This is a genomic window from Kineosporia sp. NBRC 101677 (assembly GCF_030269265.1).
GTDB lineage: Bacteria > Actinomycetota > Actinomycetes > Actinomycetales > Kineosporiaceae > Kineosporia > Kineosporia rhizophila.
Genome location: NZ_BSTA01000010.1, coordinates 54,850 through 80,689, shown reverse-complemented (window position 1 = coordinate 80,689; position 25,840 = coordinate 54,850). Strand labels below are relative to the sequence as shown.

27 protein-coding genes are annotated in these 25,840 nt (G+C 72.0%); 12 read left to right on the top strand and 15 right to left on the bottom strand.

Annotated features, from left to right (window positions below):
- The first annotated feature begins 31 nt into the window (after positions 1-31).
- Positions 32-1,240, top strand: a complete 1,209-nt coding sequence (locus tag QSK18_RS26365) for a type III PLP-dependent enzyme domain-containing protein (protein WP_232813090.1) — start codon at positions 32-34, stop codon at positions 1,238-1,240.
- A gap of 3 nt (positions 1,241-1,243) precedes the next feature.
- On the opposite strand, the gene QSK18_RS26360 is transcribed toward QSK18_RS26365, so the two are convergent.
- The 3 genes from QSK18_RS26360 to QSK18_RS26350 all read right to left on the bottom strand — a co-directional run bounded on the left by QSK18_RS26360 (position 1,244) and on the right by QSK18_RS26350 (position 2,943).
- On the bottom strand, positions 1,244-1,963 hold the full coding sequence (locus QSK18_RS26360; RefSeq protein WP_232813089.1) for a hypothetical protein: 720 nt from the start codon (positions 1,961-1,963) through the stop codon (positions 1,244-1,246).
- A 66-nt stretch (positions 1,964-2,029) separates the two neighbouring features.
- Complete coding sequence (locus QSK18_RS26355) at positions 2,030-2,272, bottom strand: helix-turn-helix domain-containing protein (RefSeq protein ID WP_285624482.1); 243 nt, start codon at positions 2,270-2,272, stop codon at positions 2,030-2,032.
- A complete protein-coding gene (locus QSK18_RS26350; protein WP_285624479.1) occupies positions 2,269-2,943 on the bottom strand; it encodes a DUF2975 domain-containing protein in 675 nt (224 codons plus the stop codon). The genes QSK18_RS26355 and QSK18_RS26350 overlap by 4 nt, the downstream gene beginning before the upstream one ends.
- Positions 2,944-3,087: 144 nt before the next feature.
- On the opposite strand from QSK18_RS26350, the gene QSK18_RS26345 reads away from it, so the two are divergent.
- A complete protein-coding gene (locus tag QSK18_RS26345) occupies positions 3,088-3,417 on the top strand; it encodes a putative quinol monooxygenase (protein ID WP_285624476.1) in 330 nt (109 codons plus the stop codon).
- A gap of 76 nt (positions 3,418-3,493) precedes the next feature.
- On the top strand, positions 3,494-3,976 hold the full coding sequence (locus QSK18_RS26340; RefSeq protein ID WP_232813086.1) for a VOC family protein: 483 nt from the start codon (positions 3,494-3,496) through the stop codon (positions 3,974-3,976).
- Between the two features lie 3 nt (positions 3,977-3,979).
- On the opposite strand, the gene QSK18_RS26335 is transcribed toward QSK18_RS26340, so the two are convergent.
- Complete coding sequence (locus QSK18_RS26335) at positions 3,980-4,723, bottom strand: VOC family protein (RefSeq protein ID WP_285624473.1); 744 nt, start codon at positions 4,721-4,723, stop codon at positions 3,980-3,982.
- A 143-nt stretch (positions 4,724-4,866) separates the two neighbouring features.
- Here QSK18_RS26335 and QSK18_RS26330 point away from each other — a divergent pair, with 143 nt between their 5' ends.
- Both QSK18_RS26330 and QSK18_RS26325 read left to right on the top strand, forming a co-directional pair.
- Positions 4,867-6,429, top strand: coding sequence for an LCP family protein (locus QSK18_RS26330; RefSeq protein ID WP_285624470.1), 1,563 nt, complete (start codon positions 4,867-4,869; stop codon positions 6,427-6,429).
- Between the two features lie 122 nt (positions 6,430-6,551).
- A complete protein-coding gene (locus QSK18_RS26325) occupies positions 6,552-7,106 on the top strand; it encodes an Rv1733c family protein (RefSeq protein ID WP_232813083.1) in 555 nt (184 codons plus the stop codon).
- Here the strand turns inward: QSK18_RS26325 and QSK18_RS26320 are convergent.
- Together QSK18_RS26320 and QSK18_RS26315 are read right to left on the bottom strand one after the other, a co-directional pair.
- The gene (locus QSK18_RS26320; protein WP_232813082.1) at positions 7,081-7,734 is read right to left on the bottom strand and encodes a GntR family transcriptional regulator; all 654 of its coding nucleotides are present in this window, start codon (positions 7,732-7,734) and stop codon (positions 7,081-7,083) included. The genes QSK18_RS26325 and QSK18_RS26320 overlap by 26 nt on opposite strands.
- A complete protein-coding gene (locus tag QSK18_RS26315) occupies positions 7,725-8,678 on the bottom strand; it encodes a LysR family transcriptional regulator (protein ID WP_232813081.1) in 954 nt (317 codons plus the stop codon). Before QSK18_RS26315 ends, QSK18_RS26320 begins: the two co-directional genes overlap by 10 nt.
- A 51-nt stretch (positions 8,679-8,729) precedes the next feature.
- Here QSK18_RS26315 and QSK18_RS26310 point away from each other — a divergent pair, with 51 nt between their 5' ends.
- From QSK18_RS26310 to QSK18_RS26300, 3 genes are read left to right on the top strand one after another with little or no spacing between them, the layout of a single operon-like run.
- Positions 8,730-9,653, top strand: coding sequence for a DMT family transporter (locus QSK18_RS26310; RefSeq protein WP_285624463.1), 924 nt, complete (start codon positions 8,730-8,732; stop codon positions 9,651-9,653).
- A gap of 17 nt (positions 9,654-9,670) precedes the next feature.
- Complete coding sequence (locus QSK18_RS26305; protein ID WP_232813079.1) at positions 9,671-9,991, top strand: thioredoxin family protein; 321 nt, start codon at positions 9,671-9,673, stop codon at positions 9,989-9,991.
- A complete protein-coding gene (locus tag QSK18_RS26300) occupies positions 9,988-11,148 on the top strand; it encodes a BTAD domain-containing putative transcriptional regulator (protein WP_285624458.1) in 1,161 nt (386 codons plus the stop codon). The genes QSK18_RS26305 and QSK18_RS26300 overlap by 4 nt, the downstream gene beginning before the upstream one ends.
- Positions 11,149-11,154: 6 nt before the next feature.
- On the opposite strand, the gene QSK18_RS26295 is transcribed toward QSK18_RS26300, so the two are convergent.
- The 6 genes from QSK18_RS26295 to QSK18_RS26270 all read right to left on the bottom strand — a co-directional run bounded on the left by QSK18_RS26295 (position 11,155) and on the right by QSK18_RS26270 (position 20,214).
- A complete protein-coding gene (locus QSK18_RS26295) occupies positions 11,155-12,768 on the bottom strand; it encodes a serine/threonine-protein kinase (RefSeq protein WP_232813077.1) in 1,614 nt (537 codons plus the stop codon).
- 4 nt (positions 12,769-12,772) lie between these two features.
- Entirely contained in the window at positions 12,773-15,118 is a 2,346-nt protein-coding gene (locus tag QSK18_RS26290; RefSeq protein WP_285624455.1) for a zinc ribbon domain-containing protein, read from the bottom strand.
- Positions 15,119-15,184: 66 nt separating this feature from the next.
- Positions 15,185-17,059 (bottom strand): FHA domain-containing protein, encoded by a 1,875-nt coding sequence (locus QSK18_RS26285; RefSeq protein ID WP_285624452.1) that lies wholly within the window; start codon positions 17,057-17,059, stop codon positions 15,185-15,187.
- A 19-nt stretch (positions 17,060-17,078) separates the two neighbouring features.
- Complete coding sequence (locus tag QSK18_RS26280; protein ID WP_285624449.1) at positions 17,079-18,335, bottom strand: FAD/NAD(P)-binding protein; 1,257 nt, start codon at positions 18,333-18,335, stop codon at positions 17,079-17,081.
- A gap of 105 nt (positions 18,336-18,440) precedes the next feature.
- On the bottom strand, positions 18,441-19,193 hold the full coding sequence (locus QSK18_RS26275; protein WP_269810708.1) for an enoyl-CoA hydratase: 753 nt from the start codon (positions 19,191-19,193) through the stop codon (positions 18,441-18,443).
- Between the two features lie 94 nt (positions 19,194-19,287).
- The gene (locus tag QSK18_RS26270) at positions 19,288-20,214 is read right to left on the bottom strand and encodes an LLM class F420-dependent oxidoreductase (protein WP_232813073.1); all 927 of its coding nucleotides are present in this window, start codon (positions 20,212-20,214) and stop codon (positions 19,288-19,290) included.
- Between the two features lie 167 nt (positions 20,215-20,381).
- On the opposite strand from QSK18_RS26270, the gene QSK18_RS26265 reads away from it, so the two are divergent.
- Together QSK18_RS26265 and QSK18_RS26260 are read left to right on the top strand one after the other, a co-directional pair.
- Positions 20,382-20,744, top strand: a complete 363-nt coding sequence (locus tag QSK18_RS26265) for a YidH family protein (RefSeq protein WP_232813072.1) — start codon at positions 20,382-20,384, stop codon at positions 20,742-20,744.
- Positions 20,745-20,749: 5 nt separating this feature from the next.
- Complete coding sequence (locus tag QSK18_RS26260; RefSeq protein ID WP_232813071.1) at positions 20,750-21,067, top strand: DUF202 domain-containing protein; 318 nt, start codon at positions 20,750-20,752, stop codon at positions 21,065-21,067.
- Here the strand turns inward: QSK18_RS26260 and QSK18_RS26255 are convergent.
- Positions 21,049-23,292 carry a SpoIIE family protein phosphatase gene (locus QSK18_RS26255; protein WP_285624441.1) on the bottom strand — a complete coding sequence of 748 codons (2,244 nt, stop codon included), beginning with the start codon at positions 23,290-23,292 and terminating at the stop codon, positions 21,049-21,051. The two genes, QSK18_RS26260 and QSK18_RS26255, sit on opposite strands and share 19 nt — an antisense overlap.
- A gap of 15 nt (positions 23,293-23,307) precedes the next feature.
- The gene (locus QSK18_RS26250; RefSeq protein ID WP_232813069.1) at positions 23,308-23,889 is read right to left on the bottom strand and encodes a biliverdin-producing heme oxygenase; all 582 of its coding nucleotides are present in this window, start codon (positions 23,887-23,889) and stop codon (positions 23,308-23,310) included.
- Between the two features lie 158 nt (positions 23,890-24,047).
- Here QSK18_RS26250 and QSK18_RS26245 point away from each other — a divergent pair, with 158 nt between their 5' ends.
- Together QSK18_RS26245 and QSK18_RS26240 are read left to right on the top strand one after the other, a co-directional pair.
- Complete coding sequence (locus QSK18_RS26245; protein ID WP_232813068.1) at positions 24,048-24,434, top strand: STAS domain-containing protein; 387 nt, start codon at positions 24,048-24,050, stop codon at positions 24,432-24,434.
- Positions 24,431-24,928, top strand: a complete 498-nt coding sequence (locus tag QSK18_RS26240; protein ID WP_232813067.1) for an ATP-binding protein — start codon at positions 24,431-24,433, stop codon at positions 24,926-24,928. The genes QSK18_RS26245 and QSK18_RS26240 overlap by 4 nt, the downstream gene beginning before the upstream one ends.
- Positions 24,929-24,930: 2 nt before the next feature.
- Here the strand turns inward: QSK18_RS26240 and QSK18_RS26235 are convergent, their stop codons facing one another.
- Positions 24,931-25,821, bottom strand: a complete 891-nt coding sequence (locus tag QSK18_RS26235) for a LysR family transcriptional regulator ArgP (protein ID WP_285624435.1) — start codon at positions 25,819-25,821, stop codon at positions 24,931-24,933.
- Between the last annotated feature and the right edge of the window lie 19 nt (positions 25,822-25,840).

Sequence of the window (25,840 nt, the reverse complement as noted above, 5' to 3'; positions counted from 1 at the left end):
GGGCGGGTCCGGGTTCGGCGACAATCGGCGGATGCGTGACAATGTGCTCCCCGCGGCCGTGCGCGAACGGGCGCTGGCCCTGGCTGCGGAGAATCGGCTTCCGGCATATCTCTACGACCTGCCCGCCCTGCAGATGCAGGCCCGGCAGATCCGCGAGGCCCTCGCCGGAGCCGGGGTGGAGTTCCTCTACGCGGCCAAGGCCAACCCCGACCCGCAGCTGCTGCGGGTGCTGGCCCCGCTGACCGACGGCATCGAGGTGGCCTCGGGCGGCGAGCTGGAGCACGTGATGGACACGCTGCCCGGGGCCAGGGTGGCGTTCGGCGGTCCGGGCAAGACCGACCGCGAGCTGGTGTCCGCGATCCGGCGGGGCGTGTGGCGACTGCACGTGGAGAGCCTGCGCGAGCTGAACCGGGTGATCGCCCTGGCCGGGCGTCGCCCGGTGGACGTGCTGCTGCGGGCCAACCTGCCGTTCGGCGTGGACGGCGCGGCGCTGAGCATGAGCGGGCCGTTCGGGATGGACGAGGAGTCGCTGGCCGAGGCGGCCCGGACCGCCCGGGACGCGGGGGCGGCCGGCAGCGGGGTGCGGGTGCGGGGCATCCACGTGCACCTGGCCTCCGGCCTGGACGCGGAGCAGAAGCTGGCGCTGGACAAGCGGGTGCTGGCCTGGGCGCTGTGGTGGCTGCGCGACCGGCTGCCCGGCCTGAGCGCGCCCGAGGTGAACCTGGGCGGCGGGATGTCGGTCGACTACACCGCACCGGGGCACCACTTCGACTGGCTGGTCTACGCCAAGGGCCTGGCCGAGGTCACCCAGACGGCCGGTCGCGACGCGGTGGTGCTGCGGGTCGAGCCGGGCCGGGCGGTCAGCGTGCACGCCGGCTACTACGTCAGCGACGTGCTCGACCTGAAGTACACCCGCGGCCAGGCGTACGCGATCGCCCGGGGCGGTACCCACCACCTGCGCACCCCGGCCACCAAGGGGCACAGCCAGCCGGTGGTCGCGCTGCCCGGCCCGCAGCGCACCGGCGAGCCGGTGAACGATGACGCGCTCACCGTGGTCGGGCAGCTGTGCACCCCGAAGGACCAGCTCGCCGCCGGGGTCGCGGTGCGCGACCTACGGATCGGCGACGTGCTGGTGTTCCGGATGGCCGGCGCCTACGCCTGGAACATCTCCCACCACGACTTCCTGATGCACCCGCACCCGGTGTTCGACTACCTGTCGGCCTCTTCCGAGCAGTCCTAGGACCTAGCAGCTGAACGACATCTCGCAGACGTTGGAGTTGGTGGTGCGGGTGAACTCGCGGCGCTGACCCTCGGCCCACACCCCGAACAGCACCAGGGCGACCACCACCACTGCGATGATCTCCACCTTCAGCACCAGGTCGGTGAAGTGCTTGGCCGAGGACAGGAAGCGCATACCGCTGCGGTTCTCCTCCTGGTGGTCGTGGTGGGGTTCGCGCAGACCGACCGAGGCGGGCACGAAGTCCGGGTCGTCCTTGGCGTGGCTGGGGGGCACCGTGCGGGCGCGCAGCGTGGCCGCCGACGCCGCGGTCCGGCCGGGCAGGTGGGCGGGGGTGCCGGAGCCGTGGTGGATCCGGACGTCGTCGACCAGTTCCTCACCCTCGTGCAGGGGCCTGCGGGCGCGGGGGACACCCGGTTCTCCGCCGGTGTCCGGGGCGGAGCGGCGGAACCGCTCGAACATGGTCATCAGCCGGTTGTCGTCCCGCTCGTCGGCGTGACGGTGGCCCAGGAGCTCGGTCCGCATGAAGAGCAGGCCGAGCACCGCTATCGGCCACATCCGGGTGGACACGGCAGCGGCCACGATGGTGAGCGCGGCGACGTAGCCGGCCACGCGGACGGCGGCGCCGTAGCGGGGCAGGCGGCCCAGACGGATGAGGATGTGCACGGCCAAGAGCCAGCACACCGGGATCCAGCCGAAGGCCTGGATGATTTCGGCGACCGACATGGTGCCCTCCAGAGGCTTCGCCGAAGACCCGTTCCTCCGGCGGTACCCCTGCAGATCGGCAGCCGGTCACGGCTCCTTGAGCGGTTCCCCGAGCGGCCGCACCGACAGCAGGTCACCCGGTTCGCAGCCGAGGACGTCGCAGATCGCCGTGAGGGTGGAGAACCGGATGGCCCGGGCCCGGTTGTTCTTCAGCACCGACAGGTTGACCACGGTGACCCCGGCCCGCGCGGACAGTTCGGTCAGGGTCATCCGGCGGGCCTCGAGCAACCGGTCCAGGTGGCAGACCACTTCGGACTCGGCCGGGCTCACACCAGGCCTTCGACGTCGCGGTGCAGCTTCTCGCCCTGCCGGAAGGCCTCGGCCAGCACCAGCAGGACCACCGGCAGCACGATGACCAGGGTGAGCGAGAAGGAGACGCCGAACACGAAGGGGCTGTCGCCTCCCTCCCTGCCCCCGGTGAGCCCGAGCCGGTCCAGAGCGAACATGGTGGTCAGGGCCGGGGACACGGGCACCAGGACGGCGGCGCAGGTGGTGACCACGGCCACGTGGGCCAGCCGCCGGGCGTTGCCCGGCCGGAACGGCTGCGCGTTGGCGACCGACAGCAGCACCGGCCGCAGCAGGAACGCGCTGATACCGATCGCCAGCCCCAGCAGGATCGGGCCGGCGTTACCCAGCAAGATCTCCAGGCGCGGCGGATCGATGACCTTCAGGGCCAGTTCGCCGTCCGAGACCGCGAGTTCGGCCCGGGTACGGGCGTTCTGGGTGACGAAGTCGCCCACCCGGGCCACCACCGCGGTGTCCTGCAGCTGCACCGGCAGGTCGATGGACTGGTGGGACCGGAACACCGAGGCGCCCAGCAGCACGGCCGAGGCGCCCAGGGCGATCACGCCGACCAGGGCCAGTGTGTGCGAGATGATCTGCAGAGAGCGGGTTCCGACGTAGACCGGATCCCGCTCGATGACGAAGGCCCCCAGGCGCATGTCGTGCTCCCCCCACTCACGGGCATATCGAAATTCGATAAGCCTCTGCCGGTGAGTATGGACATCTGGGTCCGTTCTGTCCAGAGTTCGCCGTCCGGCGCCGCTGCCCGCCGACTCGAGCACACCCGTCCTAAAATCGCCTCCATGATCGTCATCACGGTGCGCTTCCCGGTGAAGCCCGAGTACGCGGACACCTTCCTCGACGAGCTGCGGGAGGACACCGAGGCCGTCCGGGCCGAGCCCGGCTGCCTGTGGTACCTCTGGGCCCGCAACGCCGAGGACCCGAACGAGTACGTGCTCACCGAGGGTTTCGCCGACGCCGACGCGGGGGCCGCGCACGTGGCCGCCCCGCACTTCCGGCCCGGTCTGGAGAAGATGCGGCCGATGCTGGCGGCCACCCCGAAGATCATCTTCTCCGACCTGGGGTCCGGGCGCACCGGCTGGGACCCGATGGGCGAGCTGCAGATCGGCTGACCTCGCGGCCGATGAGTTCGCCGGCCGGCCGGCGTCTTCTCCTGGTCGGGACGACCGGAACCGGAAGGAGCTCACGATGCCCACCATCCAGCCCAGCCTGTGGTTCGACGGCAACGCCGAGGAGGCGGTGGCCTTCTACTCGAAGATCTTCCCCGGCTCGCGCACGGTGCGGACCTCGTACTACGGGCCGGAGAACCAGCACGGCCCCACCGAGGGCGTGATGGCCATCGACTTCCTGCTCGACGGCCAGTGGTTCAACGCCATCAACGGTGGCCCGCAGTTCCCCTTCACCGAGGCGATCTCGCTGGTGGTGCTGTGCGCCGACCAGGCCGAGGTCGACCACTACTGGTTCGGCCTGCTGGCCGACGGCGGTCAGGAGGTGGAGTGCGGCTGGCTGAAGGACCGGTTCGGGGTGTCCTGGCAGATCGTGCCGGAGATGTTCAACGAGCTGGTCGTCGATCCGGACGAGGGCCGCCGTAGCCGCGCGATCACCGCCATGTTCGGGATGAAGCGCCTGGTCATCGCCGACCTGCTGAAGGCCGCCGACGGCGAGGGGTGAGTCTCAGGGCCGGCGCTCGGTCAGGCAGTAGGTGCGACCGCGCGGATCGGTCATCACCGTCCAGTGCTCGTTCACCGGGCCCACGACCGCCCCCAGGGCGGCGTGGGCCTCAGCGATCGTGCGTTCTCCGGCGGCGAAGTCCGGGTGGGCGGTGACCGCGGGGGCCGGGTCGTCCAGTCGCTGCAGCAGGAGCTTCAGGGGCAGGGTGCCGGGCTGGTGCAGCCGGGCGAACTCGGAGTCGGCGGAGTGCTTCAGCCCCCAGCCGGTCAGGCCGGCCCAGAAGGTGGTCTCCGCCTCCCAGAGCGCGGGCGGGATGTCGAGGCAGAGCTGGTCCAGACGGGCCGGTTCGTCCGGGCCGGGCAGTACGGGCAGCGGGTGTGCGGCCGGCACCGTGCTCTCGCCCTGCCACGGCACCAGGCAGAACGGGAACCCGCCCGGACTGGTGAACACGTCCAGGCCGGGCTCGTGGGTCAGGTGGGTCGCACCGAGGTCGCGGGCCCGCGCGGCCGTGGGGGCCTGGTCGGCCGGATCCAGGTGCAGGTCGAGGTGGCAGCGGGAGGCGCCGGAATGCAGTCGTTGCACCCGCAGACAAGCGTCACCCTCGGCGGGGAGCAGCGTGGCGAACTCGCCCTGCTCACCGCGCGCGGGGGAGAGGCGGCTGTTCGTGACCTGGCTCCAGAACTGCGAGCCGGCCTCGAAGTCGTCGTTGCCGAAGTCCAGGAACAGGGTCGTCCAGCGGATCGCCATGACCGTAGGCTAACCGGGCTAACAATTCGTGCCCCGGTTGCCGAGGAGTAGCAGGTGACCGGTATGACCTGTGGCACAGCCCGCCCGGGCGCGCGGACCCCGCGGCTAGTGTGGCCCGTTGTGCCAGTGCAGAGACCACGCTCATGAGCGGCGAGCAGCAGCCGGTCCGCCACTCCACGGGCGCGGCCCGGCGGGGCCGCTGGCTCACCTTCACGCTGTACACGCTGGTCGTGCTGCTGCTGGCCACCGCGGGCGGCGGCTTCGTGCTCTACACCCGGCTGAACGCCAACATCTCCTCCTCGGAGCTGTACACCGGCACCACCGGCAGCGCCGGGGTGCAGCAGGCCGACGACCAGGGCCGGTTCCCGGTCAACGTGCTGGTGATCGGCACCGACTCGCGCTCGTCCAAGGCCAACTGCAAGCTCGGCGGGGCCTGCGACGAGACCCACTCCAACGCCGACGTCGAACTGCTGGTGCACGTCTCGGCCGACCGCACCAACATCACCGCGATGAGCATCCCCCGCGACACCATGACCGACCTGCCCGGCTGCGACGACCCGGCCACCGGCGAGAGCGTGGGCGAGCGCTACGGGCAGATCAACACCAGCCTGAACTACGGCCCGGGCTGTCAGGTGGCCGCGGTGCACCAGCTCACCGGGATCACCATCGACCACTTCGTGCTGGTCGACTTCGCCGGGGTGATCGCGATGTCGGACGCCACCGGTGGGGTGGAGGTGTGTGTGGACAACAACGTCTACGACACCTACTCGCACCTGAAGCTGTCGAAGGGCAAGCACACCCTCAAGGGGGAGGCGGCGCTGCAGTTCGTGCGTACCCGGCACGGTTTCGGCGACGGCAGCGACCTGGGCCGCACCTACGGCCAGCACGCCTTTCTCTCTGCGGCGATCCGGGCCCTGAAAGACCGCGGCACACTGCTGAACCCGACCAAGCTCTACGGTGTGGCGAACGCCGCCACCAAGGCGCTCACGGTGGACGAGAAGCTGAGCGGGATCCCGGACCTGGTCGAGCTGGCCGGTGAGTTCAACAAGGTCGACACCGACCGGATCACGTTCACCACGATGCAGACCGTGCCCGATCCGGAGAACCCGAACCGGGTGGTGCCGGCCGACGCCGCGCAGAAGCTGTTCGACACGATCATCGCCGACCGGTCGCTGAGCAAGGACAAGACCGCGGCCACGTCGACCGCCACCTCGAGCGCCTCGCCCACCCCGCAGGCCACCACCAGCACCTTCTTCTCGGTGCAGGTACGCAACCGCAGCGGGCAGGACGGCCGGGCCAAGCGGCTCACCCGGGCGCTGAAGACCGAGGGGTACATCGCCGCCACCGACTCCTCCTCCGGTGACGACCAGGCCACCAGCGCGATCCTCTACAACGGCAGCCGCCAGCTGGCCCAGGCCGAGCAGCTGGCAGCCGACCTGAACATGCCCTCCTCGCTGCTGGCCACCGACGAGGAGGTCGACGCGGTGACGCTGGTGGTGGGCGAGGACTGGACCAAGGGCACCACCTATCCCAAGATCACCAAGGCGCAGCGGGAGGAGGCCCTGTCCGACGCGCACGCCTCCAGCGCCGACAAGTCCGGCTGCGTCCCGGTCAGCACCCAGAACACGGTGACCTACCAGGGTGTCTCGATGTCGCCGGTGCGCGCCTACGAACTGGCCACCGACGTCCCCGACTCCGACGCCTGAGGTGACCTTCGCCGGATCCGGGGTGCCACTCGTCCCTAAATCTCCCCGAATCGGTCCTGATCCGGTCCGCCGGATGGCGTAACCGGCCCTCGAGGGACTCAATAGGGGGTATGAGGTTCTCGATGGCTTCCCGGCCGGGTCTGGGCCGGGACCACAACCCGCTGCGACGGCGCAGCGACCGGATCCAGGCCTGGACCGGACTGGCTGCCGTCGTCCTCGTCGTCGCGATGGTCCCGGTCGCCCTGTTCGGCAGTCTGCGCACCTGGCAGCACTTCTCCGCGGTCTCCGACCGGGAACTGGGCTCGCGGCAGCTGATCTCGGCGACCGTGGTCGGCAGCGACTCCCAGACCCGGATCGCCCGCAACCACCTGGCCACCCTGAGCTGGAACTATCCCGGCCCGGTGGAGCACACCGGGCACGTGGCGGTCACCGGCTCCACCCGGGCCGGGGACCTGGTGCCGGTCTGGGTCGACGACGCCGGGAACATGACCGGCGCCCCGATGACCAGGCTGCACGTCTGGCTGGACACGGTGGGCGTGGGGGTCGGCCTGATGCTCGCCGCGGTGGTCGTGGGCGGGGGCTGCTACCGCGGCACCCGGGCGCTGCTGGACCGGCGCCGGGCCCGCGAACTGGACCAGGAGTGGCGGCGGCTCAACGGGTTCTCGATGAATGCCTGAGGGCCGCCGCGGTTCGGCGGGTGGCCTGGTCGAGCCGGCGTAGCTCGACCTCGGCCACGCGTTCGGCGTCCCGCTCGGAGTAGGCCTGCACCAGGGCCTCGTGATCGCCCAGGACGCTGCGCCGGTCGTTCTCGGTGTGCACCGCGAGCCCGGCGTAGAGCTCGGAGATGTCGGAGAGCCGGGCCAGGATGGCCCGCAGGTTGCGTCGCTCGGAAGTGCCCTCGAGCACCCGCCGCAGGGTGCGGGCGGTCTCCACCCAGACCCGGTTGGGCAGGTCGGTGGCCAGTTGCCCGAGCAGGGCCCGGGCCTGGTCGATCTCGGCGTCGGTGACGGTGCCGACCCGCTCCCGCGCGGCGGTGGGGATCAGCAGCCGGCGCAGTTCGTGGATCTCCTGCAGTTCTTCCAGGCTCACCTGGTGCACGGCCGAACCGCGGAACGGGCCGGAGTCGACCAGACCCTGACTCTCCAGCTCGCGCAACGCCTCCCGCACCGGGGTGACGCTGACCTCCAGGGCGCCGGCCAGCTCGGACTGCACCAGATGGGTACCGGTCTGGAGCTCGCCGGTGAGGATGGCCTCGCGCAGCCGTTCGGTGACGTTCTGGTGCGCCGTGCGCGGCGTCAGGCCCATGTGCCGAGGGTGGAGTCGTGGCGGACGGCGGCGACCTCTTTCAGCTTCTTCAGCACCACCTGGGTCGGTGCGCCGGCCGTGCCCCCGGCCCGGGTGAACGCGCACACCTGCCGGACCGGCGAGGTGCCCGCCACCGGGATGGTGCGCAACTCGGTGAACCGCAGCGGCTGGGCCAGGCGGGGCACCAGGCCCACCCCCATGCCGGCCGCGACCAGGGCGCCGAGGGCGTCGTACTCGATCGTCCAGTGCCGCACGTCGGGCAGGAACCCGGCGGCCGAGCAGACGCTGTCGGTGATCACCGAGCAGGCGTCGTCCGGGTCGCCGGAGATCCACTCGTCGTGGGCCAGCTGGGTCAGGTCGACCTGCGCGGCCCCGGCCAGCGGGTGGTCACGGTGCACCACCACGTCGAGGATGTCGGTGATCAGGTCGACCCGGGTGTAGCGCAGGTCGTCGGGGCGGGGACAGCCGGGATGGTCCACGGTGATCGCGATGTCCACCTCGCCGTCGTCGAGGGCCCGCACGGCGCCGGTCGGGCCCTTGTCCCGGGAAAGCACCTGCAGACCGGGCTTCTCGGCGCGCAGCTGGGCCATCGCCGGGCCCAGCAGGGCGGCCACCGCGCTGGGCAGGGTGGCCACCCGCACCTCGCCGACCGACCCGTCCTCGAACGCGGCCAGGTCGGCGCGGGCCCGCTCGAGCTGGGCCGCGATCGCCGAGGCGTGCCCCAGCAGGACCCGCGCGGGCCCGGTCAGCCGCACCCCGCGGCCCTGCTTCTCCAGCAGCGCCACCCCGAGCTCGCGGGAGAGCCCGGCGACCTGCTGGCTCACCGCCGAGGGGGTCAGGTGCAGGGCTGCGGCCGCCGCGGCGACCGTGCCGCGGTGATCGATCTCGCGCAGGAGCCGGAGCTTGCGCAGATCGATCGTGAAGTCCGGACTGTCGATTGACATGAAGAAAATCTAGATGGACTTAACGATTTGCACGAGAGCATTCTGGAGGACATGAGCCGCCGAGCCTTGATCATCTTCGTCAGCCTGGGGCTGGCCTGGGGAATCCCCTACCTGTTCATCAAGGTCGCGCTGGAGGAGCTCTCGCCCGCGGTCCTGGTGCTGGCCCGCACCGGCCTGGCCTCGCTCCTGCTGGTGCCCCTGACCCTGCTCAGCCGTCGCGACCGGGCGGCGATCCCCGAGCTGGTGCGCCGCTGGCCGGCCGTGCTGGCCTACGCCGTGGCCGAGATCGTCTTCCCCTGGCTGTTCCTGAACCGGGCCGAGCAGACCCTGTCCAGCTCCACCGCCGCCATCCTGATCTCCGCGGTGCCGGTGGTCGGGGTGATCATCGCCCTGCTCACCCGGCAGGCCGAGGGGCTGGGCGGGCGCGGGGCCCTCGGCCTGGTGCTCGGCACCGTCGGGGTGAGCGCCCTGGTCGGGCTCGACCTGGACGTCTCCGACCTTGGTGCGGTGGCCGAGATGGGCGTGGTGGTGGTCGGTTACGCGATCGGGCCGGTGATCCTGGCGCGCTACCTGGGCGACCTGCCGGGCCTGCCGGTGGTCACCTCCGGGGTGGTGGTGACCGCGGTGATCTACCTGCCGCTGGTGCTTCTCGGGCCGGGCCTGCCCACCGCCGTGCCCTCGGGCGAGGTGCTGGTGGCGGTGGCCGTGCTCACCGTGATCTGCACCGCCGCCGCCTTCCTGCTGCTGTTCGCCCTGATCGGCGAGGTCGGCCCGGTGCGGGCCACCACCATCGTCTACTTCAACCCGGTGGTCGCGGTGATCGCCGGAGCGGTGTTCCTCGACGAGAAGGTCACCGCCTGGACGGTTCTCGGATTCGTCCTCGTGCTGGCCGGGTCGTACCTGGTCAACGGCACCTCCCCGAACCGGGAGCAGGCCGTGGAGCCCGCGGAGCCGGAGGCTGTGCCGGCCCGCTGAGCGTTATCGTGGGCGATGTGTCCCTGACCGCCACCACCGAGGCCTCCTTCGCCGCAGATGTGCTGGCCAGCCCGCTGCCGGTGCTGGTCGAGTTCTCCGCCGACTGGTGCCCGCCCTGCCAGATGATCGCGCCGGTGCTCGAGCAGATCGCCGCCGACGAGGCCGGGCGGCTGCGTGTGGTGGTGCTCGACGTCGACGACAACCCGGTGGTGGCCGACCTCTACCAGGTCACCGCCATGCCCACGCTGGTGCTGTTCCGGGCCGGCCAGGAGGCCGCCCGGATCAAGGGCGTGAGACCGCGTGAGCTGATCCTCGCCGAGATCGCCCCGTACCTGTGACCGGGCACCCGGTCCAGCCCGTCCAGCCCGTCCAGATCGGCCTGCTGGGGCCGCTGGAGCTGCGGGTGGACGAGCGCCCGGTGAAGGTGATGGGCCGGCGCCGGCGGGCCATCCTGGCTCAGCTGGCCGCGGCCGGCGGGCGCACGGTGAGCACGAGTGCCCTGCTCGAAGACGCGTTCTTCGACGTGGAGAACCCGGCCCCCAACACGCTGCACGTGCACGTCTCGCAGCTGCGGTCGCTGCTGGCGCCCTACGGCACCGCGCTCGAACGGGTGGGGGCCGGCTACCGGCTCGACGGCGCGGTGGTGGCCACCGACGCGGCCGCCCTCGACGACGCCCTGGCTGCACTGCGGGCCCATCTCACCCCGGGGGCGGTGAAACGCCTGCGGGTGGCCATGGAGGCCTGGCGGGGCGACTTCTGCGACGACGTACCGGTGCCCGCGCTGGAGGGGCGCCGCGCCTACTACGCAGAGCTGCGGATCTCCGCGGCCGAGGTGCTGTTCGACGCGGAGCTGCAGGGCGGCGGAGCCCCGGACCTGCCCGAGCGGATCGAGCAACTGCTGGCCACCGCGCCCCTGCGGGAACGCCTGTGGGGGCAGCTCATGCTGGCGCTGAACGTGGGCGGCCGGCAGAGCGAGGCGCTGGCCGCCTACCGCCGCGCCCGTGAGGTACTGGCCGAGGAGGGCGGGCTCGACCCGGGCCCGGCCCTGCGCGAGCTGGAGACGATGATCCTGCGCCAGGCCGACTCGGTGGGGCAGTCGGTGGCCGGCGGATCGGCCCCGCCGGTGCTGCCGGTGAGCACCGCGCCCACCCTGGTCTGGCTCGATGCGGCGGGCATGCTCAAGGCCCGGCCGATGCTCGACCGGTCGCCGGTGGTGATCGGGCGCTCGGCCGACTGCGAGATCCGGATCGACTGGGACCCGCTGGTCTCACGCCGCCACGCCAGCATCGTGCGCACGGCCGACGGGTTCGAGGTGCGCGACCTCGGGTCCACCAACGGCGTGACGGTCGACGGTACGCGGGTGGAAGACGTTGCGGCGCTGCGGTTGCGGGGTACCGTGCAGGTCGGCGACACGGCACTCTTCCTGCGCGCCCCCTCGGAGCGGATCGGCTCCCGGCAGCACACCGTCACCGCGGTCAAACCGGAGAAGCCCTGAACCGGCTCAGCCGTTCTCGAGCAGGCGGATCGACTGCTCCACCCGGTCCAGCCGGTCGGTGAGCCGTTCACGGTCCTGGTCGCGGGTGAAGATCACGATGTGGTCGGTGCTGCGGCCGGAGGCCGACATCACCATCAGGTAGCGGATGCTCAGCCGCAGCTTCGGGTCCTTGCTGGCGATCAGCGTGCCCTCCACCGCCCAGGCCGAGCGGTTGTCCACCGTGGTGCGCACGGGGGTGCTCAGTTCCTTCTTGTTCTCGGCCAGGAACGTGTCCAGGTGCCGGCTGACCGCGCTCGCGTCCTCCAGGTCCAGACGCGGCGTCTGCTCCGCGTACAGGCCCTCCACGCTGACGTCGTTCTTGATCGCCGCGATCACGTTGCCCCAGTCACCGGTCTCCAGCACCGCGCCGTACTGGTTCGTGCAGAAGCAGGTCTTGCTCAGGTTCGGGTGCAGCGACCAGTCCGACGGGCGGTCGAAGGCAAGCCAGGAGGTGGACTCGTCCTCACCCCGGTAGCTCACGAAATCCGGCTGCAGCCAGCGCGGAAGGGCGAAGAAGGCGGAGCTGAGCAGGGCCACCACGGCTACCGCGGCCATGATCCAGGGGGCCTTGCGCAGCACCTTGCGGCCGGGCTCGGCCGCGTTGGCCGGCACCACGATCGGGGCCGGCGGGGTGAGCAGGGGCTCGTCCAGGCCGGGCTGGTCGTCCATCGAGTCGGCCGGCGGACGGCGCTGGCCCAGAGCGAACGACGTCTCGACCGGAGGGGCCTGGCCGGTGCGGAACGCCTCACGCAGCTCGGCGACCACTGCGCGGCAGGAAACGGTGCGCTGCGTGGGGTCTTTCGCCATCGCCCGGGCGATCACCTCGTCCACCGCCGGAGGGATGTCCGGCACGAAACCGGCCAGCGGCGTGGGGTCGGCCGACATGTGCGCCCACAGCATGGCCGCGTCGTCGTCGCGCTGGAACGGCGGTGCGCCGGAAAGTGCTTCGTAGAGAACGCACCCCATGGCGTACACGTCGGCCGCGTGGGTGACCTCCTGGCCGCCGATCTGCTCCGGCGCAACGTAGGAGATGGTGCCGATGAAGTGTCCGGCGGTGGTGAAGCCGGACAGGCTGGTGGACCGCTTGGTGAGGCCGAAATCGGTCAAGTAGACGTGGTTCTCGGGGGTCTGGGCAATCAGGATGTTGCCCGGCTTGACGTCGCGGTGGATCAGGCCGTGCGCGTGGGCAGTGTCGAGAGCGGCCGCCACCTGGGTGAACATCGGCAGCACGTCGGCCGGGTCGAGCCGCCCCCGGGCAGCGATCAGCCGGCCCAGGTCCTGCCCGTCCACGAAGCGCATGGCGATGTAGAGCAGGCCCTCGGACTCCCCGGCGGCGTAGATCGGCAGCACGTTGGGATGGTCGAGCGAGGCGGCGAGCTCGGACTCACGGATGAACCGCTGCCGGAACTTGTCGTTGTCGGCCAGTTCCGGCGCGATCAGCTTCAGCGCCACCCGCCGGCCCAGGGACAGGTCACGAGCCTGGTAGACCACCGCCATCCCGCCCCGGGCGATGTACCCCTCGATCTCGTACCCCGCAAGGATGTCTCCGGGGGAGAGCATCATCTGTCCACGCGCGTCCATGCCCTCACCCCTTGCTCGCGGGGGAGCCCGACGGTGCGCCGCAGGAGTAGCAGAACCGGTCTCCGGGGGAGAGCTGCGCCCCGCACTGGCGGCAGAAACCGCCCGACGGGCGAGCCGGGGGTGGCGGCGGTGCTATGGGCGGGGTTTCGCCGCGTTTCAGGGTGGGTGCTTCGCCCGGGTCTGGTTTCGGGTCGGTGGTGCCGGTGGCGAACAGGGTGGTCGGGATGCCGATGCGCTGGCTGTTTGAAGACGCCGGTGAGCCCCCGGCATTGTCGCCGAACCTTGGGGGGCCGGCGGGGTGGTTGTTTGCGGACGTCTGTGGGCCCGGACCGTTGTCGGCGGGCGTTTGGGTGCCGGGAGCCTGGGCGGCCGGCTGGTTTGAACCAGACGCGTTGCCGAGGGGCGGGTACACGCCGGAGGGGTTGCCGGGTCGGCCAGTTGGGTCCGAGGTGCGGCCCGCCTGGTGCTGGGCGCCGGTGGCGTTGCCTACGTAGGTGCTCGCCGACCCGTCCGGTGTGCGGTTGCCGACGGCGCCTCGCCCAGGCGGAGTGCCGTGCCCGGCCGGAGCGGTGTGATCGGGTGAGGCGGCGTGCCCGGTCGGAGTTGTGAGTCCGGCCGGAGCGCCGTACCCAGCCGGAGCGCCGTGCCCGGCCGAACCCGGCCTGCCGGCCAACGCCACCACTTGATCGGTCTCGCCCACCGAACGCTCACCAGACCCGCCTGGTCCGTCTGATCTGCCGGGACCGCCAGATCCGCCTGGCCCGCCCAGGCCGTCTGAGCCACCGGGCCTGCTCGACCCGCCAGGCCCGCCAGGCCCGCCTGACCCGTCAGATCTGCCTGATCCGCCAGATCCTCCTGAACCGCCAAGCGTGCTTGACCCGCTGGCCTGGCCCGATGCGCCGGCCTCCGCCGACTCGTCGCTCGGCCAGCTGCGCCGCCGGACGGTGGCCACCGCGATACCGATCCCGATCAGCACGAGCACCACCAGGCCGGCGAAGACGGCGATCGCCAGTCCGCTCCACCCCGAGGCCGGCTCACCGGTGGCGGCCAGCACGTCGGCCTCGTCGGACAGGTCCTCGGCGGTGCCGGACTTCTCCTCGGCCTGGGCCAGCAGCTCGCGGGCCACCCGCTGCCCGCCGGTGGCCTCGGCCGCCACCTTCAGCTTGGGCACCGCCGCGGCGAACTGGTCCGCCTCGAAAAGCTCCAGCCCGTCCTGGAACTGGGCGTCGACCGGGCTGGAGTCGCGGGTCAGGCCGAAGGTGCGCAGGTCGTTGGACATGTGCGAGGAGGAGACGGCGGCCAGTTCGTCGCTGCCCTCGGCCGTGCCCAGGAAGGCCACCAGGTCACCGCGCTCGGAGATCACCGGTGAGCCCTCGGCCAGGTCGCCGAACTCCTCCTGCCACTTGGCCAGGTCCTGCGCCGAGAGCGGGTCGCGCTCGGAGTCGGTCAGGGTGCCGGTGCCGACCAGCGGCTCCTCGTTCACCCCGCGGGAACTGACCACCCAGTACTTACTGCCCGGCTCGGGGTTGGCCAACTGCAGCGTGAGCGGGGTGATCCCGCGGGGCTGGGTGGCCAGTGCGGCCACCCGGGCGTCGGACTGGGGCAGCCCTTCCAGTGCCGTGCTGTCCTTGTCCTGCACGCTCGGCACGACCCGCTGGTGCATGACCACGAAGACCGCGCAGTGGTGCGAGGTCTCCCACTCGTAGCAGTTCTGCAGCCGGTCGTTCATCTCCGGGTCGGTGGGCGGGGTGTCGGCCAGCCGGCCCTTGGTGCTTTCGGTGATCTCGGTGCGGGCGAACGGGTCGGCCGGCATCTCCTTCATGAACTCGGCCTGCACGAAGGCCCGGTTGACGCCCCAGGTGCCGAACCGCTCGACCTGCTCGGCGTCGTCGTGCAGGGCGCCCTTGCTGGTGATCACCAGGCCCTGGGCGTTGACGAAGGTGCCGGTGGCCACCGCCTGCGGGTCGCTGACCTCGGTGTAGCTGTACTTCTCGACGTGGAAGTGGTGCAGCGCGACGTAGACGTCGGCCGCCGTCTCGATCCGGACCAGCGCGCCCTGGGCCACCAGGTCGGGCGTGGACCACTCCTGCCCGCCCTGCGGCAGGTCGACGTGGGCATCGGCGTCGTGCTCGGTGCCGGTGGGCGAGGAGCCGGGGGCCGGGGAGGCGTTGCCGCTGCTGCCGTGCGAGTCGTGACCACCGGTGGGCTCGGGGTAGGTGGACGCCGGGGCGGCCGGGTGCGGCGCGGCGGCAGTCTGGGTGCTCCAGACGACGGCGAGCACCGAGAGGGTGAGCGCGAGAACGGCGAAGCGGCGTCGGCGGTTGCCGCGCTGGCTGGGGCGCACGCTCATTCCTGCCTCCTCGGTTCCCTCCGGAGAGTATCGGTGGTCGTGACATAGCCGACATACCCTTGCCGATTATTCGCCTGCACTGTGATACCCGTCGAACGTGAGCGTCCGGCGGCCGATCCGGATCACCGAGCCGCCGGCCAGCTCGACCGCGTCCTCGCCGTGCACCGCGTGGGTGCCGTTGGCGTCCATCAGGAAGGTGCCGTTGGCCGACTCCTCGTCGGTCAGGCACACCGACCAGTCGACCAGGGTGATCCGGGCGTGCACCCGGGAGACGCCGTTGAGCTCGTCGTTCAGGTACATCGGCTTGGCGTCCCCGGCCACCACGGCCGGGTGCGCGGTCGGGTCGCGGCCGATGATCAGGTCGTGGTCGACGGTCACCGAGGTGCCGTCGTCCAGCACGAGGACCCCGAGCGTGGGCCGGGGCCGCCAGGTGATCCGGCGGGTGACCTGCTGCATGGACAGGCCGCAGATCGCGCAGAAGGTGGCCTTGGGGTCGGTGAAGTGCCCGCGCGCGCAGAGCACTCCTTCGATCGGGGGCACGTTCGGGCGGGGGACGGAGACACCGCCGCCGGGGGTGCGAAGAGGCTGAGGGGGAACTGGTTTGCGCGGCTGTTGCACGGCGGCCGTCTCGGCGAACGGCTGGAGGTGGGCCTGGATGGGGAGTTGCGCCTGGCCGAGGTGGGGCGTGGAGGGGAGCTGGGAGCCGTAGCCGCGCTCGTCGTCGGCCGGGTCGGCGTCGTCGAGGAGGTAGGAGTCGGCGTCCTGGCCCCCGGCGCGACCGGCACCGGCTGGACCGGCACCGGCTTGACCTGCCGAACCGGCTGGATCGGCCTGGTCATCCGGGGCAGTTGGGACAGCCTGGTGAGCCTGGTGGGTCGGCGCGGAGGAGTCAGTGAGGTGAGCCTGATGAGCCGGCGAAGAGGGGCCGGCCAGGGCTGAGAAGTCGGCCGGGGCAGAGGAGTCGGCCTGTTCAAGGTCGCCGGGTCCGGCGCGCCGGCCAGTGGATTCGGGTGCGGCGTCGTGGGTCAGAGGCTCGGTGGCCAGGTCCGGCGTCGAGTCCGGCGTCAGGTCCGAGGCTCGGTCCGAGGCCCAGTCCGGTGCGGCGTCCGAGGCCTGGTCCGACGCCTGGTCCGAGGCCTGGTCCGAGGCCCAGCCTGGTGCCGCGTCCGACGCCGGTCCGGAGGCAGGGTCCGGCTGCCCTGCTGGTCCCCCTCGGGTCGGCGAAGGCGTGCCGGCGCGGGTCGGAAAGGCGTAGGGCACGCGGGCATAGGTGGTGGGGGCGCTCGGAGCGTAGGGCGGGGGCACCGGCTGTTCGCTGGTGCGGGCGATCTCGACCCGGCGCTCGGCGGTCTCCAGCAGGTCCTGCTCCACCACGACGGCCTGGTGCGCGATCGGCTCGGCGTGGGCGAAAGGCGCCTCCGCAGAGTCTTCTTCACCGTTCGTCAGGAACACCCCGGCGCCGGGGAGAGTACCCCGGGACAGGTTCAGCGGAATCCCCTCCATTGCCGCTGATCCCGTCCCGGGGTACGTCTGGTGCGAGCCGGTCCACAGTCCGAAACTGTCGACCCGCCCGGTGAATCGCCGCTCCACCCAGGCCAGCGAGTCGGTGCCGCTCAGTCGCGCCACCTCCTGGCCGGGCCGGTGGATCTCGGCGGCAGTCTGGTCGTGGAGCATCACGACCAGACCCAGGTCGGTGTCCAGGGCCAGCCCGAAAGCGGGCAGGCCCGGCCGGGGGCAACGGGTGGCCATCTCGGCGATGGCGAGCACCGTCGTGCGCCCGGTGAGGTCGTCGGTCAGCCGGGCGCAGGCGGCCAGGATGGTCCGGGCCTGCGGCAGCTGCTCTTCGGTCAGGTGCGGCAGGACGACCACGGCGCCGGGGCCACGATGCACCAGCCCGTCACCGGGAAGGACTGCCGTGCAACTACTCTCGATGGTGTTCATCTCGGTTCGTCCTTCCTGGTCAGGGTCGCTGGTTGCGGGTGCGGCGCCACCACTGCCGGGCCGCCCGGCCGGGCCCGGAGCGCCGGGCGAAGCCCTGCCGGACCAGGTCACGGGTGATCTCTTGGGCCGCTGCCTGCAGGCCGGTGATGCTGTCCGGTTCGGTGGCAGCAGAGGGGGTGGAGAGGGTGGCGGCACCGCTGGCGTAGATCCGGCCGATGCCGTTGCGGGTGCCGTGCACCTCGAAGCTGCGCTCCATCGCCAGCCGGTTCACCGGGTTGCGCCGGGCCCCGCTGTGCCCGAGCAGGTCGTCGAACACCCGGTGCTGGGCGATGTCGGTCTCCAATCCGGTGCAGTCGATGACGAAGTCGCACCCCAGCTCGAGCCCGCCCGGGGTGAGCATCATCGACAGTCGGTCGCCGTGCCGGCGCAGCAGCTGGGCTTCCCCGTTCACGAGCTGGTACCAGCCCTCCTGGGTGCCCTGACGCAACTGGTGGTGCAACCGGCGGTCGGTCTGGGTGCGCGGCCGCCCGAACCCGGCCCGCACGATCCGGACCCCTGTACGCAGGCGCTCACGATCGTCCGTAAGCCTTTTCACGATCCGGTCACCGACCGGGTCGGTGCCCCTGAGCACCACGGTGCAGGGCCGGGTCGCCACCTCGCGGTACACGTGCTCGTGTCCCTCGTAGGCGTTGACCACCCGGTGGTGGTCACCGGTGTCGGCGCGGTAGCGCTGCAGGTCGGGCAGGAACCGCAGGCCCGGGTAACCCAGTGCGAGGTGCACGAACTGGCTGCGGTAGACCACCCGCGGGGTGGGCGTGGTGCCCGCCGGGGGAGTGAGCACGGTGAAGTACCCGCCGCCCTGCCGCCGCCGGACCATCCGCACCATGCCCCGGGCCAGCAGCTCCGGGTATCCGATGCGGTCGTGCTCACGCCGCAGGCCCTCGAGCACCTGCTCGCGTTCCGGGGTGGGCACCTGGGAGACCCGGGCCAGGTGCTCGTAGGTCTGCCAGGGCACGTCCAGGTTGGACAGCACCCGCACGTCCCCGGCCGGCGCTCCGGCCATCAGCAGCCGGTCGGCCAGCAGGAACGAGCCGAGGCCACCGCCCACGGTGACCAGCCGGGCGTCCACCACCGCGATCCCGGCCCGCACCAGCAGGTGGTCGGACCAGACGTCGGTGGCGATCAGGTGTGCGGTCAGGTCACCCGCCCGGGGCCCTTCGGCCCCGGAAAGCCGGGTGGTGCCGTTCTCGGCGGCGTTGCTGATGGTCACCGGCACGGTCTGCCTCCTCCTGCGCCCGTCGTTCTCGTGCTGACGGGATGAAGAGTGCAGGCGGCCGATGAAGGTTCACTGAAGGCTGCCGGCGGTGGGACGGCCGGGGCTTCAGCGTTTGGTGAAGCGCTCCACGAACTCGGCGAAGTCCGGCCGGCCCACGGTGGCGGCCTGGGCCCAGGACTCGAACTCCAGCACCTCGGGCAGTTCCGAGGTCTCGGCGATCTGCACGGCCCGCTTGGCGTCGCGGATCAGGCCCGGGTCGCGGGAGGCGGCCTGGTGGGCGAGCCGGGTGGCGACCTCGGCCGGGTCGTCGGCGACCTGGGTGACCAGGCCGTGCCGCAGGGCACTGTCGGCGTCGATGGTCTCGGCCGCGATGATCGCCGCCAGGGCCCGGTCGGCGCCCATCCGGCGGGTCAGGAACCAGCTGGCCCCGCCGCCGGGGTGCAGACCGATGTCGGCGAACGTGACGGCGAACTGGGCGTTGCGCCCGGCGATCACGATGTCGCAGGCCAGCGCGATGTTGATGCCCGCCCCGACGGCCACCCCGTGCACCGCGGCGATGGTCGGGATGGGCAGGTCGGCCACCCCGAGGAAGCTGGCGTAGATGTGCTTGAGGTCGTCGCGGATCTGCGCGGTGGGCCGGTTCAGGTCGCCGAACAGGCCGTGGATGTCGGCCCCGGCGCAGAACGCCTTGCCCTCGGCCCGGATCACCAGGGCCCGGGCCGCGTCGTCGGTGGCCACCCGGGCGACCGCCTCGGCCAGCTCGTCCAGCATCTGGGCGGACAGCGCATTACGCCGTTTGGGCGCGGCCAGCACGATGTGCCGCACCGGCCCGTCCTTTTCTAGCCGGACCGACTTCATCGCCGTACCACCCACCCTCCGAGAGGGAGAGATGTTAGGCGGCCGCGGGTGATCATGCACCTCCGGGCCGGCCGGAGGTGCATGATCACCGGGCTCAGGCCAGCTGCGGGGCCACCGCGGAGGCGACCAGCTCGACGTGGTCGAGGTCGGACAGGTCGAGGGTCTGCAGGAACAGCCGGGTGGCGCCGGCCTCGGCGTACCGGCCGATCGCCTCGACCGCCTGGTCCGGGGTGCCGACGATGCCGCCGTTCTCGCGCATCTCCTCCACGTCCCGCCCGATCGCCGCGGCCCGGCGCTTGACCTCGGCCTCGTCGCGGCCCACGCACAGCACCGCGGCCGAGGAGAAGACCGGCAGGTCGGTGCGGCCGGCCGCGGCGCAGGCCTCGCGCACCCGCTGGAACAGCGGGGCCACCTCGGCCTGCTTCACGAACGGGGTGTTGAACTCGGCGGCGAACCGGGCGGCCAGCGCGGGGGTGCGCTTGGCGCCCTTGCCGCCGACGATGAACGGCAGGCGTTCCTGGGCCGGCTTGGGCAGGGCCGGCGAGTCGGCGAACCGGTAGTGCTTGCCGGTGAAGTCGTAGGTCTCGCCGACCGGGGTGCGGAACAGGCCGTCGATGATCTCGAGCTGCTCCTCCAGGCGGTCGAAGCGCTCGCCCACGGAGGGGAACGGGATGCCGTAGGCGGAGTGCTCGGCGTCGAACCAGCCCGCGCCGAGGCCCAGCTCGACCCGGCCGCCGCTCATCTGGTCGACCTGCGCCACGCTGACCGCCAGCGGGCCCGGGTAGCGGAAGGTGCCCGAGGTGACCAGCGTGCCGAGCCGGATGCGGGAGGTCTGCAGGGCCAGGCCGGCCAGGGTCACCCAGGCGTCGGTCGGGCCGGGCCGGCCGTCGCCGCCCATGGTGAGGTAGTGGTCGGAACGGAAGAAGCCGTCGAACCCGGCGTTCTCCGCGGTCTGGGCGACCGCGAGCAGATCCTGGTACGAGGCGCCCTGCTGGGGCTCGGTGAAAATGGCCAGACGCATGGGCACAGCCTGTCAGAAGGCCCCCGCCGCAGCTCGCGAGCCCTTGCCGAGCTTGTCGAGTGTTCCTGTCGGCAAGCCAGAACCGGTCGAAACGGCATGGAATTGCGTCCGTCTCACTCTCGTCCGGCGGCTTGTGAACGCACGGTTAAGCGCCGACCATGGGTCTCATGGTGCCTTCCTGGGAGCGCAGGCTCCTCTCTGAGGGGAAGGCTCCGGACCCGCGGTTCACCCTGGCCAACGAACGCACGTTCCTGGCCTGGATCCGCACGTCGCTCGGCCTGATCGCCGGCGGTATCGGTGCGGACGCCTTCCTGACCGACGTCCCCGACCTGGAACGGGAGCTGATCAGCTCACTGCTGCTGCTGATGGGCGGCGCCCTCGGCGTCGCGGCCTACCGCCGCTGGTGGGCCAGCGAGCGCGCGATGCGGGCGGGTGAGCCGCTGCCGCTGCTCGGGCTGGCCGGGCTGCTCGGCTACGGGGTGGGCATCGCGGCGCTGGTGCTGGTGGGCGTCGTCCTGCTCACCGGCTGAAGCCGGTGGCCCGTTCCGAGGACCCGGGCCTGCAGGTGGAACGCACCACGCTGGCCTGGATCCGCACCGCCCTGGCCTTCGCCGTGGTCTCGCTGCTGATGATCCGGGCGGGCCGGCCGGACACCATCGTGGTGGCCATCGTCCTGGCCCTGACCGGGGTGGTCACCGCGGCCGCCCTGGGCCTGGCGCAGCGCGCCCGGCACCGCGAGCGGGTGGCCGACTTCAACCAGGCCGATCCGGTGCACCACCCGCGGGCGGTGCTGACCGGCACCCTGCTGACCGTGCTGCTGGCCCTGGCCGCCCTCTACTGCGTCTGGTCCTGAACGCCGGGGCGGCGGACGATCAGCAGCGTGGTGTCGTCGGTACGCGGCGGGGGCACGGCCTCGACGAGCGTGTCGGCGATCACCTTGAGCGGCTCCTGGCTGACTCCGGCCACGATGCCGGCCAGCCGCTGGATGCCTTCCTCCGGGGAGAGCGCCCGGTCTTCGCTGAGCCCGTCGGAGTAGAGGATCAGCGTCTGGCCCTCCTCGAGGGTGCCCGACCAGGACGTCGCCGGGGTGTCGATACCCAGGCCGATCGGCAGCCGGGCGTCGATCAGCACCGGCCCGGCCTCTCCGGCGCGGGCCAGCACCGGGTGCGGGTGACCGGCCCGGGCGATCTCCAGCGCGCCGGTGGCCGGTTCGTACAGGGCCAGGACCACGGTGGCCAGGGTGGGCCGGAACATCATGTGGGCCAGCGCGTCGAGCCGGCCCAGGGTCTCGGCCGGGGGAGCACCCTCCAGCAGGTAGGCGCGCAGGGCCGTACGTAGCTGCGTCATGGTGGCCGTGACCGCACTGCCGTGACCGGTGACGTCGCCGACCACCAGCGCCAGCTTGCCTCCGGGGAGCTCGAAGCAGTCCCACCAGTCGCCCGCGAAGCGCCCGTCGGGGGCGGGCACGTAACGCACTTCCAGGTCCACGCCGGTCAGGTGGGGCAGACGGGTGGGGTGCAGCGAGTCGTGCAAGTCCTCGACGATGCTCACCGCGTCGCGCTCGTAACGGCGCAGCTGGGTGGTCGCCGCGCTGCCGAGCGCGGTCACTGCCTGCACCTTCCAGGAGTCCCAGGGGGCACTGCGGCCGCGCAGCTTCTGCTCGGCGGCCTCGAACGAACGGCGCGGCCCGATCCGGGCGCTGCCGTCGGCGCGGATCGTGATGGTCTTGTCGTCCGGGTCGCCGGCCCAGCGCACGGTGCGCTCCACCGCCCGGTTCAGCCACAGCACCCAGTGCCCGGGGCTGACCGGCAGCACCAGGGCCCCGGCCACCGCGTCGCTGCCCAGCCCGAGCCCCCGCAGGTCGTCGGTGAAGGCGGGCACGCCGTCGGTGCGGGCCAGCGCCTGCACGATGCGTTCGGCCACCTCCGGCCCGGGAACCTCACCCCAGGTGGCCTGCACCGAACCGGCCCGCACGACCACCCCGCTGGCGTCGGCCAGCGCGGCCACCGGGCCGAGGTCGGTCCGCGCCAGGGCCTCGGTGGGGGACAGCTGGGGCTGGTCGAGGATCGGCAGCAGCTGTTCCAGACGCCTCTGTCCCGCGGCCAGGTGGGCCGCGTCGGCGCCGGCCTGGCGGGTGGTGACGATCTCCATCGCCGCCTGGGTGAGGAAGTCGGCCGCGGCGCGCTCGTCGTGCGAGGGCTGCAGCGGGCCGTCGTAGTGGTGGCAGGCGACCAGCCCCCAGAGCCGCCCCTCGCGCATCATCGAGACCGACATCGAGGCCCGGACCCCCATGCCCCGCAGGTATTCGAGATGCACCGGCGACACGCTGCGCAGCGGTGCGAACGACAGGTCGAGCTCGCCGCCGCCGTCTTCGGGGGTGCGCGGCAGGAGCCGGGCGGCGGTGGCGTGCGAGTCGACGATGAACCGAAGCCGGTTCAGGGTGTACAGCTTTCGCGCCTGGGCAGGAATGTCCGACTCGGGGTAGCGCAGACCCAGGAACGGTTCCAGGTGGGGACGGCGGTGCTCGGCGATCACCTCGCCGTTCCACTCCCGGTCGAAGCGGTAGACCATCACCCGGTCGAACCCGGTGACCCGCTGCACGGCCGTGGTCAGCCGCTGGAGCACCTCTTCCGCGGTGGTGCAGGCCCGCAGCCGGGTGATCTGGTTGTTGGTGGCGGACAGCGAGACCGACCGGCCGAGCGAGGCGTCGCTCACCGCCTCCAGCTCGACCACCAGCCGGTTCTCGCCCGCGAAGTGCACCAGCACGTCGACCGCGCGCCCGGCCCAGGGGCCGCCGGCCGGGCCCCGCCAGCGGATCGGCTCGAGCAGGTCGTCGTCGGCGACCCGCTCGGCGATCGTGGCCCACAGATCCGGGCCGAACACCTCGCTCGCGCCGACGCCGGGGGTGGCAGCGGCGCCGGGCAGGAACCGGCCCAGGTTCTCCGAGGCGGCCAGCAGGGTCTGGTGGCCGGGGTGCACGACCACCATCACGCCGTGGGGCTGCACCGAGCCGGGGTACTGGATCGGCTCCTGGGCGCACTGGTCGAGGTCGGCCGGGCTGATCATCTGCTCGCTCACGGTCGGGGAAGGGCCTTACCTCGGTGGAAGGGTGGGCCGGCCGGGGGCCGGGGTGTGCAGCCAGGCCTCGAACACGGCGAACAGCTCGACCGCGGCGCGGACCGCGTGGGTCAGCGCCTCGGGGCCGAGATCGTCCAGCCGCTGCCGGGTCTCCCGCCAGCAGGCGATCCGGGCCTTGGAGTGGACCAGGCTGGTGCAGGCGCTCTGCGGCACTCCGGCCGCGATGGCGTGGTGGGCGATCACCGCGCCGCCCAGGGCGGAACCGTCGAGCACGTAGAGCTGCCCCAGGGCCCGGGGGCCGGTCGGGGCCGGCGGGAGCGGGCTACGGGGCAGCGCCCGCACCGCAGCCGCGGTCAGGCCCAGGCTGCGCAGATCGGCCTCGATCTGGGTACTGCGCCGACGGGCCGGGGCGATCGGCCCCTCGGCCGCGAGCTCGCGTTCCAGCGGCTCGTGCAGGCCGAGCATGCGCTGCAGCCACCACTGGTGGGTGGCCCGGTCCCAGCTGCGCAGGTCGACCAGGCGGTCGAGCCGCTCGTGCGCCGGGCGGGTGGCCGCCCGCAGAGCCGCGACCCCGTGACCACCAGCGACGTCGGTCATGAGCCTCCTCCGGCTGCCGGGCGGGAAATGCCAGGTGAGATAGCATAACGATGCAAGCTGCCGGAGTCCGTGCGCGTCCAGAAACGGTGCGTGGGCGTCTTCGTGCGGGACGAGCTGGGCAGACGGGGGACTGCCACGGGGCAGACAAGGAGGCGAAGGTGTCCCGGAACCACCAGACCTCTGGGCCGGACCACGACGCCCCGGGTGACGTGGTCGTGCTCGCGCAGGACGACTGCACGCTGGTCATTCTCTACGGCGACGTGGACGTCCGGGTGAGCGACGACCTGGAGTACGCGGGCCGGTTCTCGATCGACGCGGGCCGGCAGACGGTGATGGACGTACGTCAGGTCACCATGATGGACTCGGTGGGCATCTCGTTCGTGGTCCGCCTGGCCGCCGGTCTGCGCAGCGCCGGGGCCGAGCTGCTGCTGCAGGGCCCCTCCCGCCGGGTGGCCGAGCTGATCACCCTGGTGGGCGCGGGCGACCTGGCCCGCTGGCTGCCCGAGCAGCAGCAGGCCGGCGACATCTCGGCCAGTCAGTCATGAGTGCGGCGACCCTGGCCGAGGGTCGGCCGCCGATCGGTTTCTGGGCGCAGCGGCTCGACTGGGTCATCGACTCGGTCGAGGGATCCGTGCGGGCCCGTGACGAGGCCCGCAACGCCGTGGCGGCGGCGGGTGAGTCGCACAACGCCGCGCACCCTTCGGGGCACGTCTTCTCCGCCGCCAGCGAGCGGGTGGCGATGACCATGGGCGAGCTCACCATCAACGGCCTGCGGCACGGGAGGTCACCGGTGTCGGCCTCGCTGTCCCGGGGCAGCCGGGGATGGCTGCTGGTGGTCTCCGATGCCGCGGTCGACCGGATCCCGGCCTCGCCCGGCCCGGACGTGAACGCGGTGGGCGGGCTCGGGCTGCGCCTGATCTCGTCGATGGCGCTGGAGATGGGCTGGTGCCTCGAGCGCGGCCGCAAACTGGTCTGGGCGCTGGTGGCCGACGCGCCCCCGCAGCGCATGATCGCGGTGCTCGACCAGGCCATCGGCTGATCTCAGAGCAGTTCGCGCCCCGCCTGTTCCCGCACTGCGCGGCTGATCCGGTCCAGCAGTGCAGACTCCAGTTTCCAGCGCTGCCAGTGCAGTTCGACCCCGGCAGGCCGGTCGGGAGCCAGTAGCACGAGCCGCCCGGCGGCCACGTCGTCCAAGCACTGCTGGTCGGGCAGCATCGCCCAGCCGAAACCGGCCTTCACCGCCCGGGCGAAGTCTTCCGAGGTAGGCACGTAGTGCCGCGGTGAACGCGGATCGTGCCCGACGGTGCGCCTCAGGAAAGCCTGCTGCAGCCCGTCCTGACGGTCGAAGTCCACCAGCGGGGCCTGGTCGATCAGGGCCAGGTCGCCGGCGCCCCCGCCGAGGTGCCGCGCGACGAATCCGGGCGATGCCACCGCGTGGTAGCGCATCGTCCCCAGTCGCACCGACGAGCAGCCCTGCACCGGGGCGGCCTCGGCGGTCACCGCCGCCATCACGGTGCCCGAGCGCAGCAGGTCTGAGGTGCGCTCCTGGTCCTCGCGATACAGGTCGAACACCACCGCCGTGTCCTGCAGCACGTCGGCCAGGGCGCCCAGGAACCAGGTGCCCAGTGAATCCGCATTGACCGCGAGCGCGATCGAGGGCATCGCGCCGACCGGGGCGGGCGAAAGAGCCCGCGCCGTCTCCTCTTCCAGCAGCCGGGCCTGGCGCGCGTGCCGCACCACCACCGTGCCGTCGGCGGTGGGCCGGATCGGCGTGGTGCGCTGCAGCAGCACCCGCCCGGCGGCCTGCTCCATCGCCTTGATCCGCTGGGAGACGGCCGAAGCGGTGATGTTGAGCCGCACCGCGGCCGCGTCGAAGGTGCCTTCGTCCACGGCCGCCAGCAGCGTCTCGAGGTGGTCGCGGTGGAATCGCATAAGCAGAGCTTACGTAGCT